13 protein-coding genes are annotated in these 16569 nt (G+C 48.6%); 4 read left to right on the top strand and 9 right to left on the bottom strand.

Annotated features, from left to right (window positions below; all coding sequences use genetic code 11):
* Window positions 1-703 precede the first annotated feature (703 nt).
* Entirely contained in the window at window positions 704-1873 is a 1170-nt protein-coding gene (locus tag ACPXXB_RS02130; RefSeq protein ID WP_423908766.1) for a cation:proton antiporter, read from the bottom strand.
* A 172-nt stretch (window positions 1874-2045) separates the two neighbouring features.
* On the opposite strand from ACPXXB_RS02130, the gene moaC reads away from it, so the two are divergent.
* The 3 genes from moaC to ACPXXB_RS02115 all read left to right on the top strand — a co-directional run bounded on the left by moaC (window position 2046) and on the right by ACPXXB_RS02115 (window position 4560).
* Window positions 2046-2552 (top strand): cyclic pyranopterin monophosphate synthase MoaC, encoded by a 507-nt coding sequence (gene moaC / locus ACPXXB_RS02125; RefSeq protein ID WP_423910881.1) that lies wholly within the window; start codon window positions 2046-2048, stop codon window positions 2550-2552.
* 26 nt (window positions 2553-2578) lie between these two features.
* Window positions 2579-3847 carry a gephyrin-like molybdotransferase Glp gene (glp, locus tag ACPXXB_RS02120; RefSeq protein ID WP_423908764.1) on the top strand — a complete coding sequence of 423 codons (1269 nt, stop codon included), beginning with the start codon at window positions 2579-2581 and terminating at the stop codon, window positions 3845-3847.
* An 86-nt stretch (window positions 3848-3933) separates the two neighbouring features.
* A complete protein-coding gene (locus ACPXXB_RS02115) occupies window positions 3934-4560 on the top strand; it encodes a DsbA family protein (protein ID WP_423908762.1) in 627 nt (208 codons plus the stop codon).
* Window positions 4561-4888: 328 nt separating this feature from the next.
* On the opposite strand, the gene ACPXXB_RS02110 is transcribed toward ACPXXB_RS02115, so the two are convergent.
* Window positions 4889-5101 carry a cold-shock protein gene (locus tag ACPXXB_RS02110; RefSeq protein WP_423910878.1) on the bottom strand — a complete coding sequence of 71 codons (213 nt, stop codon included), beginning with the start codon at window positions 5099-5101 and terminating at the stop codon, window positions 4889-4891.
* Between the two features lie 184 nt (window positions 5102-5285).
* Window positions 5286-7028, bottom strand: coding sequence for a proline--tRNA ligase (locus ACPXXB_RS02105; protein WP_423908760.1), 1743 nt, complete (start codon window positions 7026-7028; stop codon window positions 5286-5288).
* Between the two features lie 817 nt (window positions 7029-7845).
* Here ACPXXB_RS02105 and ACPXXB_RS02100 point away from each other — a divergent pair.
* Window positions 7846-8493 carry an NYN domain-containing protein gene (locus ACPXXB_RS02100; RefSeq protein ID WP_423908758.1) on the top strand — a complete coding sequence of 216 codons (648 nt, stop codon included), beginning with the start codon at window positions 7846-7848 and terminating at the stop codon, window positions 8491-8493.
* Window positions 8494-8650: 157 nt separating this feature from the next.
* On the opposite strand, the gene ACPXXB_RS02095 is transcribed toward ACPXXB_RS02100, so the two are convergent.
* The 6 genes from ACPXXB_RS02095 to ACPXXB_RS02070 all read right to left on the bottom strand — a co-directional run bounded on the left by ACPXXB_RS02095 (window position 8651) and on the right by ACPXXB_RS02070 (window position 16522).
* The gene (locus ACPXXB_RS02095; RefSeq protein ID WP_423908756.1) at window positions 8651-9388 is read right to left on the bottom strand and encodes a DUF5131 family protein; all 738 of its coding nucleotides are present in this window, start codon (window positions 9386-9388) and stop codon (window positions 8651-8653) included.
* Entirely contained in the window at window positions 9385-9894 is a 510-nt protein-coding gene (gene tcmP / locus ACPXXB_RS02090) for a three-Cys-motif partner protein TcmP (RefSeq protein WP_423908754.1), read from the bottom strand. Before tcmP ends, ACPXXB_RS02095 begins: the two co-directional genes overlap by 4 nt.
* Window positions 9872-10390 (bottom strand): hypothetical protein, encoded by a 519-nt coding sequence (locus ACPXXB_RS02085; RefSeq protein WP_423908753.1) that lies wholly within the window; start codon window positions 10388-10390, stop codon window positions 9872-9874. Before ACPXXB_RS02085 ends, tcmP begins: the two co-directional genes overlap by 23 nt.
* 22 nt (window positions 10391-10412) lie before the next feature.
* Entirely contained in the window at window positions 10413-14225 is a 3813-nt protein-coding gene (locus ACPXXB_RS02080; RefSeq protein ID WP_423908751.1) for an Eco57I restriction-modification methylase domain-containing protein, read from the bottom strand.
* Entirely contained in the window at window positions 14218-15462 is a 1245-nt protein-coding gene (locus tag ACPXXB_RS02075) for an AAA family ATPase (RefSeq protein ID WP_423908750.1), read from the bottom strand. The genes ACPXXB_RS02080 and ACPXXB_RS02075 overlap by 8 nt, the downstream gene beginning before the upstream one ends.
* 169 nt (window positions 15463-15631) lie before the next feature.
* Complete coding sequence (locus tag ACPXXB_RS02070) at window positions 15632-16522, bottom strand: sigma-70 family RNA polymerase sigma factor (protein ID WP_423910876.1); 891 nt, start codon at window positions 16520-16522, stop codon at window positions 15632-15634.
* Window positions 16523-16569 lie beyond the last annotated feature (47 nt).

The following is a 16569-nucleotide window of genomic DNA, read 5'->3' as shown; positions in this document are numbered from 1 at the left end:
TGGCTTGGCGAGGCTGAAGCCTCACTTCCGCTCGGACGAGTGAAAACCTGAGTATTGAATCTAATCCCGTCTCAAGAAGGTCGTTAATGCGGTCTGGCGGGCTCGGACACAAATGAGTCACGGGATCGGAAGCGGGACTTTAGTCCCGCCATCTGCAATAGTTTGGCGAGGCTGAAGCCTCACTTCCGCTCGGACGAGTGAAAACCTGAGCATTGAATCTAATCCCGTCTTAAGAAGGTCGTTAATGCGGTCTGGCAGGCTCGGACACAAATGAGTCACGGGATCGGAAGTGGGACTTTAGTCCCGCCATCTGCAATGGCTTGGCGAAGCTGAAGCCTCACTTCCGCTCGGACGAGTGAAAACCTGAGCATTGAATCTAATCCCGTCTTAAGAAGGTCGTTAATGCGGTCTGGCGGGCTCGGACACAAATGAGTCACGGGATCGGAAGTGGGACTTTAGTCCCGCCATAGTCCCGCCATCTGCAATGGCTTGGCGAGGCTGAAGCCTCACTTCCGCTCGGACGAGTGAAAACCTGAGCATTGAATCTAATCCCGTCTTAAGAAGGTCGTTAATGCGGTCTGGCGGGCTCGGACACAAATGAGTCACGGGATCGGAAGCGGGACTTTAGTCCCGCCATCTGCAATGGTTTGGCGAGGCTGAAGCCTCACTTCCGCTCGGACGAGTGAAAACCTGGGTATTGAATCTAATCCCGTCTCAAGCGGTCGCTGATGGCAATCGGGGTTGGATATTTGGCGACGATCCAGTAAGCGGAAATAATAAAAGTAATAATCGTTGCCAGTTGAACCATGTACAACGTTTCCAGGGCAATCAGCCCGTTTTGTCGAGCAATAAAAACAACCAATAGTGAGAACTCGCTCAGCTGACCAAGGCGTACCCCGGTTTCCCATGCAAGCTCATTTGATTCTGATTGCGTGACCAGCAGGAACCTGAACACGACCGGCTTAATGATGAGCAATAAAATTGCAATGACCGTAGCCGGAATAACCACATCGGCGGCTGCCGAAAGATCGAAGCCCGCACCAAGACCAAAGAAAAACATCACTAGAAAGAAATCACGCAACGGTTTAAAACTGCTGGCGATGTGCAACGCTATGGGGCTGGTGGCAATGGCAACGCCGGCAGTAAACGCGCCTATCTCATAGGATAATCCCATTGTCTCAGCCAGCTGGGCGATACCGAGACACCAGCCTATGGTTAACAGAAATACATATTCCTGGATGCGGTCGAATTTGAGAAATAATTTAAGTACAACATAGCGATGCCCAATCCATGCGATAACCCCGAGTGCGGGTAATGCCAAAAACAAACGCGCAATGTCGGCCACAGGCAACGCCCCTTGTCCGTACCCTTGAATCACCAGCATGGCAATAATGGCAATGAAGTCTTGAAGCAACAGAATGCTTATGATTACTTCGCCGGTATGACGATGATGCAGAACGGTGGTGGGTAAAAGTTTTAGCCCTATTATCGTGCTGGAAAAAGAAGCGGCGATACCGACGATGATGATGTCAACCGGATTAAAGCCGAATCCCCAAGCTACTATACTGGCGACTCCGCCGAATGCGAGCGTGCAAAAAAGGGTGACCAAAGTGGTTTCTTTGATGAGTTGGAATAGTTTTTGCGGCGATAGATTGAGACCCAGTAAAAACAGTAAAAAGATTATGCCGATTCTGGCGATGTCCTGAATTAACTGTGCATCGGTAACCAAGCCAACCCCCCATGGTCCGAGCATTGCGCCCAGAACAAGGTAGGCAACCAGCATAGCTTGGCGCATATAGAGCGCGGCGGTGGCTAACAACGCCGCGCCACTGAAAATCAAGAATATCGAAAATAGAATCGAGTCGCTATGCACAGTGGTTTCTCATCGATTGCCCATGGTTCTGTTAATTGGTTGATTTTGAGGAAATGGCAGCATGTATTGTTTACAGCTGTATTGTAAGCGGTTTCAATGTTTCCTCGCCCACACTACAATATCACTATTATTCTCGATATAGTGAAGCAACGCCTGAGATATCGCAATGACAATGAAAACCAAACTAACGCACTTCAATGAACAATGCGAAGCTAATATGGTTGACCTCGGTAAAAAAGAATCGACTCAACGCAAGGCAGTGGCGGAAGGCCGTATTACCATGGATAGCACGACCCTGGAAATGATCCGGCAGGGCTGCCATATGAAAGGCGACGTACTCGCCATTGCCCGCATAGCCGGGATTATGGCAGCAAAGCGCACCGCCGAGTTGGTGCCGCTTTGCCACCCAATCATGTTGACCGGAATAAGTGTCGATCTTGATATCGATGCAGAAAATCCTGGCGTTATCTGCACGGCAACCACCAAGACCACCGAGCGAACCGGCGTTGAAATGGAAGCATTGACTGCGGTTCAGGTCGCCTTGTTAACGATATACGATATGTGCAAGGCTGTTGATCGCGGTATGCAGATGCAGGCGATCAGGTTAGTGCATAAATCCGGCGGAAAATCGGGCGACTGGAACAGGCAGTCCACTTCGGCAGTCCAATCCGTCCGGTGACCAGCCGACTACAAAAAATTTGAAACGTGACTAAACACCAAAACCCGGTTTCATGTGATTTCGATTCTAATTCCATAACCGTGGCACAAGCTATGGCGCACATTCGTGAAACAATTGTTCCTATCACTGACCAGGAAACGATCGACGTATATTCCGCATTAGGTAGAGTAACGGCAAAGGATATCGTCAGCGCATTTAATGTGCCCAACCACACCAATTCTGCCATGGATGGCTATGCGGTGAATGGCAATGCCTTGCCAAAGGTCAACTCAAAAGGCTTTGAATTAGTGGGCGCTTCATTTGCAGGAGCGCCGTACCATGGGTCGGTGGGACCTGATCAATGCGTGCGTATTATGACCGGTGGCGTGATGCCCGAAGGCGCCGATACCGTGGTTGTCCAGGAACGGGTAGCGCATGTGGAGGGTCGGGTGGATGGTAGGGTGGTCATTCCAGCCGGAGATAAAATAGGCGCTAACGTGCGCTACGCCGGAGAGGATCTTAAAGTGGGTGACATCGCCATACCGGAGGGCATTAAACTGGGCGCCTCGCAGATGGGGTTAGCAGCCTCTTTAGGCATGAAAGAAATTACCGTTTTTCGCCGTCCCAAAATTGCGTATTTTTCTAACGGCGACGAACTTCGGTCTGTCGGCAACCCTCTGGAAATAGGGGAAGTTTACGATTCCAATCGTTATACCCTGCATGCCATGTTAAGCGAGCTTGGCGTGCAACAATTTGATTTAGGCATTATCAAAGACGACCTTGATGCTATTGCTAATGCATTTAAGGCCGCCGCCGAGGATGCCGACATGATTATTACCACCGCTGGAGCGTCAGTCGGGGATGCCGATTATGTCAAGCAGGCTCTGGCTGGTTTGGGGGAAGTCAGCTTTTGGAAGGTTGCGATAAAACCAGGTCGTCCTATGTCGTTTGGCAAGTTAAACAACAGTTTATTTTTTGGGCTGCCGGGCAACCCGGTATCGGTGATGGTTACGTTTCAAATTTTTGTCAAGGCCGCGATTAAGCGATTGTCCGGCGAAAAATTTAGTGTGCCGTTAGTACTGAAAGTCAAAACCCTTAGCGACTTGAAAAAACGGCCTGGCCGTATGGAATATCAACGTGGGGTTCTATCTTTGGATGAAAACGGCGAAACCGTGGTCAGCTCCACCGGGCAACAAGGTTCGGGAATTTTAAGCTCCATGAGTCTGGCGAACTGCTACATCATTTTATCCGATGAGTCACAGGGGGCTAAGGCGGGCGATTGGGTCGAGGTGCAGCCGATTGACCAAAATTGCTAATCCCGAGCGTGTAGTGAAAGCCGGGAAATATGTAGATTGCGCGGCATCCCAAGGCAACAACCGAGGCAACGTTAAAGAGGAATATTGTGAAAAACGCCAAGCTAATTTATATTCATGACCCAATGTGCAGTTGGTGCTGGGGGTTTAGACCGATCTTGCAACAGCTTCTGGCTTCACTGCCCGAAAACATTAAAGTGATTAGAACGCTGGGCGGGTTAGCCGCTGATTCGGATTTGCCCATGCCCGAAGAGATGCAGCGATCTTTGCAACAAACCTGGCAAGTGATACAAGGGAAAATACCCGGCACGGAATTCAATTTTGATTTTTGGGCGAATTGCGCGCCCAGACGCTCAACCTATCCGGCCTGCCGGGGAGTGATTGCCGCGAGACGTCAAGGCGCAAAATATGATGAGGAAATGACGCACGCCATTCAAACAGCGTATTACCTCGATGCGAAAAATCCTTCCGACGACTCGACATTAATTGAGCTGGCTGAGTCCATAGGACTTGACCCCGGCGAGTTTGAGGACGCTCTGAATTCGACCTCAACCCGGCGGGTTTTAGCCGATGAAATTGATTTTAGCAGAAAACTTGGGGTTCAAGGATTTCCGAGTTTAATGCTGATAGCCAACAATACCACGCAGCCAATCAAGGTTGATTATACTAAGGCTAAGTCCATGTTAACTGCGCTAAATGTGCAGTTGGCAACGTAGTCTAATTGGGGCGCTTAGCCACTAACGTTTCACCAAAACTCGAATACTGACTTGCGCCGAGCCTTGAAAGTGGTTCGATAGCCTGAGGATTGATGTGGAGACATCCATTATTCCCGCAACAATTATTGGAAAGCGGTCAAAACCGGGACGCAGACCACTAAACCCCAAATACCTGAAAACCAAAGTCTCCAGGCCAAAGTTTCTAGCTTTGGCTTCAGGTGTAATCTACCCGCCGTTCCCAGGTTAGTTGCCTGAGGCTGGCGGGTCGTTTTTATAGCCGACAATCAAGCTTGCGGAATGATTGCCGGATTTTTATAACGCCAGATATTTATAACGGTGTAACGTTCTCTGCTTGTGGTCCTTTTGCGCCTTCCGTAATTTCGAAAGTCACTTGCTGACCATCATGCAGCGTTTTTCGACCATCACCAATTATCGCGCGGTAATGTACGAATACATCTGATTCTCCTTCTCGTTCAATAAAACCAAAACCTTTGGCATCGTTGAACCACTTAACGGTTCCGTTTACTGATTTACCTGACATACTAACCTCGTACTTCAAAAAAATGAGCCACCAAAGTGGCTGAAAAAACGCCAGCTTCGTCACAAAGCTGCCTTCGAACAATACTATTTCGTAACTTTAGTCACCAGTTTAGTATCTGATGAGCGAGTGTAACACCTTTATTTGTATAACAATAAATTATTTGTAATCATACATCAGATCTAAATTATTGACTTTTGAGGTTGGACAGCGCCTTTATTAAGGTGCCTAATGCAAACTCTTTTTCAGTCCCTGTAGCACGATGATGATACTCCACCACACCCCTTTCCAAACTGCGTTCACCAACAACCAACCGATGGGGAATTCCAATTAACTCCATATCAGCAAACATGACCCCGGGGCGTTCATTACGATCATCGAGTAAAACATCGAATCCGGCATTTTCCAACTGGCTATAAATCTCCTCAACTTTATCCTTGACGGATGCCGATTTCCGCATACCAATTGGCACCAGCGCGATATCGAAGGGGGCGATGGAATCCGGCCAAATTATGCCTTGGTCGTCGTGGTTTTGTTCTATTGCCGCAGCGATGACCCGAGTGACCCCTATGCCGTAGCAACCCATCGCCATTTCAACGGCCTTGCCCGCTTCATCGACAACCGTGGCGCCCATGGCGTTGCTGTATTTTGTGCCCAATTGAAAAATATGACCGACCTCGACGCCGCGGGCGATAGTCAAGGTGCCCTTGCCGTCGGGGCTGGGATCCCCTTCGACAATGTTACGAATATCGGCAACCATACCCGGAGACACATCACGACCCCAGTTAATTCCAAAGTAGTGCTTATCCTCAATATTTGCACCCGCCGCAAAATCTGACATTGCTGCCACACTGTGGTCGGCAATAAAGGCGATGGGCAAATTTACCGGTCCAAGAGAGCCCGGACCGGCACCAATAGCGGCACGAATTTCTGATTCTTCGGCCATTTTCAACGGTCTGGCAACCGCGTCCAATTTCTCTGCTTTTAGTGCATTTAACTGGTGGTCGCCGCGAACCAATAATGCGACTATCGGCTGTTCGCGCAGTTTAGCATGTTGCGCGGACGCTTTAACTACCAGCGTTTTGATGGTCTTCTCAATGGGAATATCAAATTGTTCCACAAGATTCGCGATAGTTCTGAGATTGGGCGTGTCCACTAGTGTCATCTCCCGGGTCATATCCCGGGATGGAGGCGAACGCTTTGCCTGCGGCGCCACCGCTTCAGCAAGATCGATATTTGCGGCGTAGCCGCTGGTGGTTGAAAAGGCAATGGCATCTTCGCCAGAATCCGCCAACACATGAAATTCGTGCGAGGTGTCGCCGCCGATACTGCCGCTGTCCGCAGTCACTGCGCGATAACGCAATCCCAGACGATCAAAAATAGTACAGTATGTTTGATACATTACATCGTAGGTTTCTTGCAACGAAGCCTGGTCGGTGTGGAATGAATAGGCGTCTTTCATGATAAATTCACGGCCGCGCATGACCCCGAATCGAGGCCGAATTTCATCCCGGAATTTGGTTTGGATCTGGTAGAAATTAAGCGGCAACTGTCGATAGCTTCGCACTTCGTTTTTTACCAGTGTGGTAATAATTTCTTCGTGGGTAGGTCCGAGGCAAAATTCACGGCTATGTCGATCCTGTAAGCGCAGCAATTCAGGCCCATACTGTTCCCAGCGACCGGATTCCCGCCAAAGTTCCGCCGGTTGCACTCCGGGCAGCAACACTTCCTGAGCCCCGGCCCGATCCATTTCTTGCCGTATAATTTGTTGCACTTTGTGAAGCACACGCATACCCATTGGCAGCCAGTTGTAGATACCCGCAGCCACCTGTCGAATCAAACCCGCGCGCAACATTAACTGATGGGAAACGACTTCCGCATCAGCAGGGGTCTCTTTTAATGTGGCCAGGAGTAGTTGTGAGGTACGCATTTTCTATTGACTAAAAATATGAAATCAGCATTTGTGGCTGTTAAAAAAAATTTCCTGATGAATGCAGCCCAAGGCAAAATTGCACAAGTTGCAAGTCGCAAAATAGTATTTTGGGATGAATTTTAACGCCGTAATGTGTGGTGAGGATTTTTCAACACGTTGTTTTATACTTGCTAATCATTTGAAACGCAATCGCCTGTATGTTTTCACCTTCGGGAACAGCAATTTTATGTCCCTGTGCCTGCTGGTCGGTTTTGGGCTTTCGGATGTGCAGAAACATTGCTGCCCTGATTCTCGCCAAACTTTTGCGCTCTCCAGTGCCGTGCGGGTGATTGGCGGGGGATGACAAATTCCCTCCGATGTGTTTTCGGTTAATCGCGCTACGCCAAAAAATGGCAACAAGAAAAGTCCTTCAAGCGCAGTATGATGCGAAAGTCACAGAACAGTGTCTTGATGGATGGCGCAAAGCGGTGCGGCGTTGTTTGCTTTAGAGCCAATTAGAACCACCAGATGATTTGATTTAACATTCCTCGGTTTCAAGTAATCAAATGCGGCTGGATTATACACAAGTGATCACGCAATCGTTGCTGTTTCCAGCTTGATACCGCCCAGCTTTTGAGTCTTGGGTTTTGACGGCTAATGCGGATGAATAATCGTTGTTCTTAATTTTTTAAGAAAAATAGTGGAAAATGTGGTTGACATATAGTTTTTTGGTGTAGACTTGCTGACCGCGCCCGAAAGGCGTTAACCCCCCCGGGGTCTATCTGGTGTCAATCGGATACACGCCGGGGTTTTTTTTGACCAGCGGAGCGGGGCTATGAACGCCAAGAACGAGAGCGCCGTTATTTTTATTGACGGCAATAATTTTTATCACGGTATGCGTGACATCGAATTGACCACTGGCGTTGATTTTAACTACGAAGCGTTTTCCAGAAAATTGGTCGGTACGCGGGAGTGGGTCGAGACGCGCTACTATACAGGCAGGGTCCAGCAAAAGGCCGACCTGACGCGCTATCAAATGCAACGCAAATTTATCGCGCATTTGGAACGGTTTAGTCAAATCAGTGTTTTTTTGGGACGCTTGGAAATGCGGCCAGCGAAAAGCTCAAACCAAAAACTTCAAAACTGGCTGAATGCCCTGCCGCGCCGGGATGATATGGATTTACCGTCTAATGTTGTTGATGAATTAACCATGATCGCACAATCTGCGAGCGCCCCGATTTGGATCGAAAAGGCGGTGGATGTGATGATTGCGACCGATATGGTTTCCATGGCATATGAAGAGCAATACGATGTCGCCTATTTGGTGAGCGCGGACGGCGATTTTACCCCCGCCGTAAAAAAAGTGCGCGCCACCGGGCGAAAGGTTTTTGCGGCATCGCCGCAACACGGACAAAAACTTGCCGGGGTAGTGAACACGTTTATTCCAATGGGTCGAGAGTTCTTTCATGGTTGCTGGCTGTAAATCTATGCGGACATAACCATCGACAATAGCGAGAGGATACAGGATGAATATTATAATAGGCAATTATAGCAGGGTGGGCTGCGCCCACCAATCAGCAGTCAAAGGCAACAAAAGGGCCGTTCTTTTTCAAAAATAGGCTTGGCAAAATAAAATATGTTTATGCCGTAACAACAGGCATCTCATCATATATGCGCCCCCGATACATTCTGCCGTTACCCTTCTTGCTCCCTTTTACCCCGTTCCTATCATGCGCGCCCCATTGCTTGAAAAAGAACCGGGCGCCGGCGCCGCGGCATTGCCGCTTTACGCCGGCCACCCATTCCGGCCGCATGGGACGTGCGCCTTTGCCGCTCTCGCCGCCGACAATGACCCAATGAATACCGGCAAGATCAATCTCCCCAACATCCTCCAACAACGGCTCCACCGACAAAAAACGAATGTTCGCATCAATCCCCCGCAATATGTCAATGCGGGGAACGCCGTGCCGCTTGTTCTCCACCGACACCCCAAGCCAGGCATTTTTCGGCACACTGCGCCGCGCGAAGTATTTCGCCATTGTCGCCGGGCGTTTGGTCAGGATTTGGTAGGTGTGTTGCGGGGTCTCGCTAATTGTTTGCATGACTTTGTCGATGAACGCGAACGGCACTTTCGGATGAAAAAGATCGCTCATTGAATTGACGAAATACATGGTCGGCGTTTTGCGCCGCAACGGCACCGACAACCGATTCTCATGGCAGGCCACGGCAAAGCCATTTTCATAGCCCGCCACGCCCATCGCCCGTAGCCGCCGCGCCATTGTCTCGGCGTAGCAGTGTTTGCAGCCTGCTGATATTTTAGTACAGCCGGTAACGGGGTTCCAGGTTTGTTCGGTCCATTCAATGGATGACTGGGTCATGGTGAAGTATCAATAATGTGATTAGCGATTTTCACGGCCAAGCCAAACGCCTTGGGATTAGGATTGGAGCAAGCAAAACATAATAAAAACAGCGGTGAATTTTTGGAATTTTTCAGTACCAGATTATTATTGCTGACACTTGGAAAAATAGTCCGTAATCGACCGTTAACAAATTGACTGAGAATTTCAAAGATATTCGCAACTTTCTCGATCGATGACTCATCTTCAAAAAGTGTCGATTGACGTTTTTTTTGATAAAAAACCGGTTGCCATTCATCTGTCCCGAAACACTCAGTAAGTCTTTCTTGCCATTGATCAGGCATTCCCCCGGTTTTGGTCAGCATTCGATTCACCGCCATAGCCGGGAATAATAGCCATAAATCAATAGCCTTGGTGCTTGCCATTTTCTCAATAGTGTTCCATTTAACCTGTGTGGCAAATGGGTCGATAAAGGCAACTGCTCTGTGAGATTTCCAGTTTTCATTATTGCAGATTGCCTCGATCATTTTGTTGGCATCGCTGTGAGGATTGTAGTATTTCCTTTGATTCAGAAATGTTTTGTTGTACGGTTTTTATGTCTCGCCGCATGTCATGCAATATCCGCTGTGATGTTATTTTTTGTCCCTCCAATTCTGCCAATTGATTTTTGGTAGTTAAAAATCTCGCTTCGGTGTAGCGGATATTAAACGGCCGGATAGTTGTCTTTATTTGATCTATATAGTTCAATAACTCATCGGGGCTTGAGAAAACTGCCATAGCATTTCCCAGAGCTGACCTAATACTATCTCGGTCATCAAAAGTTGATAAGCTTAAAAATTGCTTGGGGCTTTCTGTTAGTGTTCTTAGATCATCTAGTATGCTGGCTAACTCGTCCAACAATGCTTGATGCGTGTATTCTTCTTCTCCGCCGTATCGACCTTCTTCAGGAACAACTTCCGGTATCCCCTTCTCTAGCTGATTGATTAAACCCTTAATAGCATTAATTGATGGTGTTTCTTGCATGATTAGACTCCTATTGACGGTTTCAGATGTTCTTTTCAATCACAATGATTTCTTCATCGGTTAGATTATAAAGTTGATAAACAAGTGTGTCTATTTCAGTTTCCAGTTCGCTGGTGTCGGCGTTGGGGTTTTGGGCTTTGGCGGCAAGGATTTTGTCTGCTAGATTTGTGATGTTCGATTGTTCTTTTACGGGCACAATCGGAATCGGCAAACTTTTCGCGTCGTCAGGATAGCAATGCAATTTTTCGCTTAGAAAAGACAGAAAATACCAGTTTACTAATTGCGAATTGAGCACCCCAAGCAGAAATTTGTAATCAAACTTCTGGGCAAATACAACATCGCCATTTTTCAACGCACGAAGAGCCGTTATGTGCGATTCACCTTTCAGCATATCCAGCCGAACACAATTGACAACAGTATGACTATTGTAATGCTGGTTTGAATCGTAGGCGAAGCGTAAACGATCAGCAACAATGTTAATAAGCATCAATTTTTCGTTCTCAAACAAACTTCGGAACATAGGATTATAATGTTCTTTTGGATGGTAATTTAACCAACCAGCGGTACTGAAATGATAGCGTTTAATGTTTTCCCCTTCAGTAAATTTCTTGCCGTCTGGAATCGGCTCCGCGCTGATATAGTGGCTTTTACCAATTTTTTCAGATTTATGATTAAGCCGCGCACCATAAGCAATTAAGCAAATATCCTTAAGCGGACATGATCGCTTCCACAACTTCTGCTTTATTGGCAGAAAATCAAAGATACGTTGACGAGTCTCGAATCGGCACTCCTTCATATCCATAAAGCGAGATTGCTCAATGAAAAAACCCGGAGACGGATTCTTAAAATCATCATTGCAGTTGTGGTGGCGTATGAGTGTTTTACCATCGCCACTTTTGCCTACCCGAACAACGACATTAAAGACAGTCGCTTTTTCAAAAATTCGATAACTGCTGGCATCTACAATCTCGTGAACCACATATTTTTTGGTCATAAAACAGCGCATTTTTTGGCCATATTTTTGCGTTGTGAAAGAGTGTGGGACGATGAATTGTACCGCTCCATTCGTATTCAACATATCGAGAGACTTTTCAAAGAATGCAATATAAATATCGGTTCTTTTTTCGCAAGTCGCATAAGATGACATGATACGTTTGCGAATATGTGCGGACATTGACTCCACGTTTATATAAGGCGGGTTACCAATCACAATATCAAAACCATCGCGCGCGCCGAACATCCATTCCGCATCAAACCAGTCCGCTTTGGCGTTTTGGTCGTAGGGGTCCCAGTCGGCTATTTTTTGCGATTCGGCGTGAATCATCTCGTTCTTCTTTTCCGTCGCGGCTTTTGCCTGCTTCCAAATTTCGTCATTGCGCACCGCTTCGTCGCGCTTGCTAATCATCGTGCCGAGTTTTTGCTTATCGGCGATTTTTTGTTTCAGCACGGCGACCTTTTCATCGGTCATTGACGTTTGATGCGGATCCTCCTTGACCATAAGCGTCGCTTGTTTTGCCGCAGTGATTTGTGCGTTATATTTATTCAGTTGAGCGGTGAGGGCGCGCGCGGCTTTATTGTTAATCTGCAGTGCTTCCTGCCATATGCTATCGCGCTGATAATGTGTTTTCAGAATTTCTGCCAGGGTACTACGCAATTCCCGGTCTTTCCTGCTGCATTCCAGTTTTTTACGGCGGGTTCCGGCGTTGAAATGCCGCTCTCGGTTTTGTTGCAACTGTTCTTCCAATGCCCTGATTTCAGTGGATTGCAGTGTATCTCGTTGCGTTAATTGCAAGCCGATCAACGTATCCGCGGCGACAAAGCGCGTCTCCAGATTCGGCAACGGCTTTATGCCGTAGTTTTCCTGATTGTCATCGCGTCGCTGTTCAATCGCCAGCGAGATGAAAAAGCGCAACTTGGCGATCTGACAGGCAATCGGCTGAATGTCGATGCCGAAGATGCTGTTTTGAATGAGGTACAGCTTGCGCCCGAAGTCGGATGAATAACGCTCGAAAGTGTCGCTGATTTCCTGTAGCAACGCGTCGCGGGCATCGCGGTCTTTTTGTTCGCTGTAGGCGGTTTCTGTTTCTTTCATGGCGCGTTTCTTTTGCAACTCGCGCCAACGCTTGTTTTTCGGGTCCAGTTTGCCCAGCGCCAAGGTCAGTTTGTGCAAAACACCCATCGGGAAAGCACCGGAACCGGCCGCCGGGTCGAGAATTTTCATTGCCGAGATGGCTTCCACCAGCGGCTCGATCTCTTCCGCTTCAATCAAGCAATCCGGGGTGGCGTAATCCAGCAGGTCGCGCAAACGCTCGCGCCAAAAGCCCGCGTCGTCGTCCGCCGGTTTTACTTTCTCCGCTAGGCTTGCCACCAACGCCTCATCCACCATGTAGTCGACAATGGCGCGCGGAGTATAATAAGAGCCGGTCTGCTTGCGCGCGCTCCCGCTCGTCTCCGGGTTGTATGCCGCTAACAAGTTTTCAAATACCTTGCCGAGCAATTCCGGGTCGAGTGCCACTTCCTGTTCGATGGGCGTGTTTTCCTCCACGGTGAATTTGTATTTGTTGAGTAGCGGAAACAGACCGCGCACGTCGTCAAAAAACAGGCGGTTGGGAACGGAGAGCAGTTTGCGATGTTGTTTGTTGTCGCTGAAGCAGTCCAGCCGGTAGCCGCTGTCGCCGGTCGCCTCTTCGCTGTCCAGGCAGTCAAACAGGCCGCCGTTGATGAACGGCGTTTGCTTCATCAGGTGTAACAATTGTTCAGGCTTTGCCAGTAGGTCTTTATAGCGGTATAGGTTAAAATTTCGGTGCGTGTCTCCGCGCGCCTTGCTGAAACGGCGCTTACTTATTTCGGTGTTGAGGGTGGCAAAAAACAGGTTCTGCAATACGGCGCGGTAATAGTCGTCGTTGTCGCGGCGGTACTTCTTCAGTAATGAGCTGACCCGCGTTTCAATGAACAACTCTTCCGTCACCAGTTCTTTTTCTTTGACAAACCAGACAAATAGAATACGGGTAATTAGGCGAATAATGTGGTCTTCCATCGACACCGGCTTCTTTTCAGGGCATGGAAATTTGGCCGCCGCGACCGCCCATTGAAACCAGTTGAACAGTTCCTTATAAAAACGTTTGTTCAATTCTTCGGTGTCCAGTTTCGCCAGCCACGCCGCCAGCAATCCGTCGAAATTTCTCTGCTGTTGCTTTTGTTCAATCCAGCCCAGGCAGTTGCCAAGGGAAAGCTCAGCGAGAATGTCCAGATGTGCGCGGTGCGGGTCGGCGCAGTTCGCTTCCCGTATCAGCGAGACTTTGCCGAGCACATCCCTGTTTTGTTTCTTGTGCTCACGGCGATGAACGAAAGCAAGCGTCGTTCTGTTGCCGTTCAAGAACAGCACCACCGTCGGCATTCCAAATCGCTTGTTGATTTCCCGCGTCATCTCGGCATACTTGCCGCGTGCATAGTCGCCCGGTTGCAATTTCACCGCCATGAATAAAAAAGATTTTGCGCATCCTTTGTCGAAACTCTCTCCTGCCAACAAATTCATTTTTCTGGAAGATTGGATCTCTTCGTCTGTCACCTGAAAGACGATATGCACGGATTTTGCGGCCTTGAGAAAATACTTTTCCGTTTTTGTGCCTAGCGTGGGTGCGGGAAATTTGGCGACAAATTTTTCGGGGCCGCCATGCAAGTTATGCGTTCGGTCGCTGGAGTACCCCAGCGCGTTGAAAAACTCGCACGCCCGCTCGCGCAAGTCGCCGCTCTTGAATGCATTCAACGCTTGCTTTATTTTCAGCATGGTGTCAGCGCTGGAGTAGATGTGGGTCTCGATGTTTGCTTCAGTCATGATCGTTTTCTTTATGAGTGTCATCTCCAGTTATTCGTCGACGGATGTATTGGTCCAGCAACGGCACCGCCAGGACATATTTGCCGTGCCGGTTTTTGAATATCAAGCCTTTGGCAAATAAAGAGTTCAGCATCTGATTGGCATGGCTACTGCTGAAAGCCTGTTCGGTGCGTTTTGATCCTTCCACAATTTCTTGAACGGTGAATTCCCCGCTGCTGTTTTCAAGCTGGGCGATGATACTGAGCAAATCTCGTTGCCGATCGGTCAACCGCGCCCAGCGGGCCTCGAAAAAATCCATGTCCAGTTTGCGGGAGATGCGCTCCATGACTTCCGCTTCCGCTCCATCTTCATCGACATCCGGCCGAGTGCCAGCTAAATAATCGTATAACTCTCTGCACCAGAATTGAATGAAATAAGGATAGCCTTTGGTAAGGTCGTAAATATCGTCGCTGAATGAGTTAAAGAAGTTTTTTATCTGCTCCGGTACTTTATCCAGCGGTTTGGCGATTGCTTCACGGGACTCATCGTAGTTCAGATTATCCAGAGTCATCACCCGAAACATGCGCTCGGCATAAGTACGTGAGTCGACCAGTTTGGGGAATAACGTCGGTAATCCGGTCAGTAACAGCATGAAAGGCACGCCCTGGCTTTGTAATGAGCTGAAGACATCAAGCAACACGCCCAGAGGATATTGGTCCACCTCGCTTCGGTCCGCCAGATTTTGCGCTTCGTCCCAGGCAAAGATAATCCCTTTTTTGTCCGGCATGTGCTTTTGCATCAATTCCCAGGCGACCAGCAAAATCCGCTTGATCTTGTCCGAAGACAAACCCGGCTCCCGCTTGAACAACGTCATCATGGTTTGGTAATCGAAGTGAATCGTTTGGTGTTCGGCTACTTCGGTGAAACCGAGCGGATACCGTTCGCTGGAGGAATATTCCCAATCAGCGGAAAAGGTGTTCAGATCCGTCAGCAGGCGCCGCACAAGGTGGTTTTCGCTGACGGAAGCTGCTTCGGAAATATCGCTACCCACCCAAAGCCAGCCGTTTTCGGCGGCATCTTTTCTGAGTGCCTCACGCATAAGAACGGTTTTGCCGATGCCGCGGATACCGGTCAGCACCAGATTTTCCAATACTGGTGTTTGTTTCAGGAGACGGGAGAATTCCCGTTGCTCGGCCTCGCGTCCGGCGAGATAAGGCGGCGCGTGGGCGGCACCGGGTCGATATGGGTTGTCGGCCATGATGAAATTATAGATAATTAGTTAAAAGTATAAATTTAGTATTTTCGCTAATTATATCTAATTTCAGGGTTGATGCAACAATTTTAAGGGGGCAATTGAATAAGGCCCCAGCGTTTTGTGGACTCTTTTGTCGGCACGCCACAAAACAACATCAATACCCATCCAATCATCAAGTGCCGTCCAGAAAGCTACGCAGATAGTCGGAGCGGACTGGGTGACGCAGTTTTCTCAGGGCTTTCGCCTCTATCTGCCGGATGCGTTCACGGGTAACTCCAAACTGCTTGCCGATTTCCTCGAGCGTGTGGTTGGTGTTCATACCGATGCCGAAGCGCATTTGCATTACTTTGGCCTCGCGTTCAGTGAGCGAGTCGAGAACTTTCTGGGTGGCGTTTTTCAGGCCGGAACTGATGGCGATGTCGATCGGCACCTTGATGTTCTTGTCCTCAAGCAAATCGACTAGGTGCGAGTCTTCGTCGTCACCCATCAGCATTTCGAGTGCAATCATCTCTTCTGCCATCAATTTCATGGCTTTGTCAGTCTTTATATTTTTATGATTCAGTATGTGCACCACCTCGTTGCGAGAGGGAATACTCTCATCCTCTGCAAAGCTGCCGAAATCCAAATCCACATCATTGTCACTGGGCATATCCATGGGAATCGTGTCATTGACTACTTTCAGTAGCTGGCGCACTTTTTCTTCGGATAATTCCATTCTTCCCGCGAGACCCTCGGGTGATGCTTCACGGTCTTTTTGCTCCAAAATCTGGCACGATACACGGCTGAGTTTGTTGGGTGTTTTGATTATGTGCACCGGGATACGGATGGTCTTTGCCTGGTTGGCGATAGAACGGGTCATCGCCTGGCGAATCCACCAGGTTGCGTAGGTCGAAAACTTGTAACCGAGGCGGTATTCAAACTTGTCCACCGCCTTCATCAAGCCGATATTGCCTTCTTGAATTAAATCCAAAATATCAAGGCTGGACCATGAATATTTTTTGGCTACCCAGACTACTAGTCTCAAGTTGGAACAGATGAATTTCTCTCGTGCCTTGCGTTGCATGTTCTGCGCTAGTTTTTGTTCCTGCGTTCTTGTAAGTAGAGGCCATC

The organism is Candidatus Spongiihabitans sp., from assembly GCF_965237845.1.
GTDB lineage: Bacteria > Pseudomonadota > Gammaproteobacteria > Arenicellales > Poriferihabitantaceae > Spongiihabitans.
Note: the sequence above shows the minus strand (reverse complement) of the source record. Positions and strands in the feature narration are given on the sequence as shown.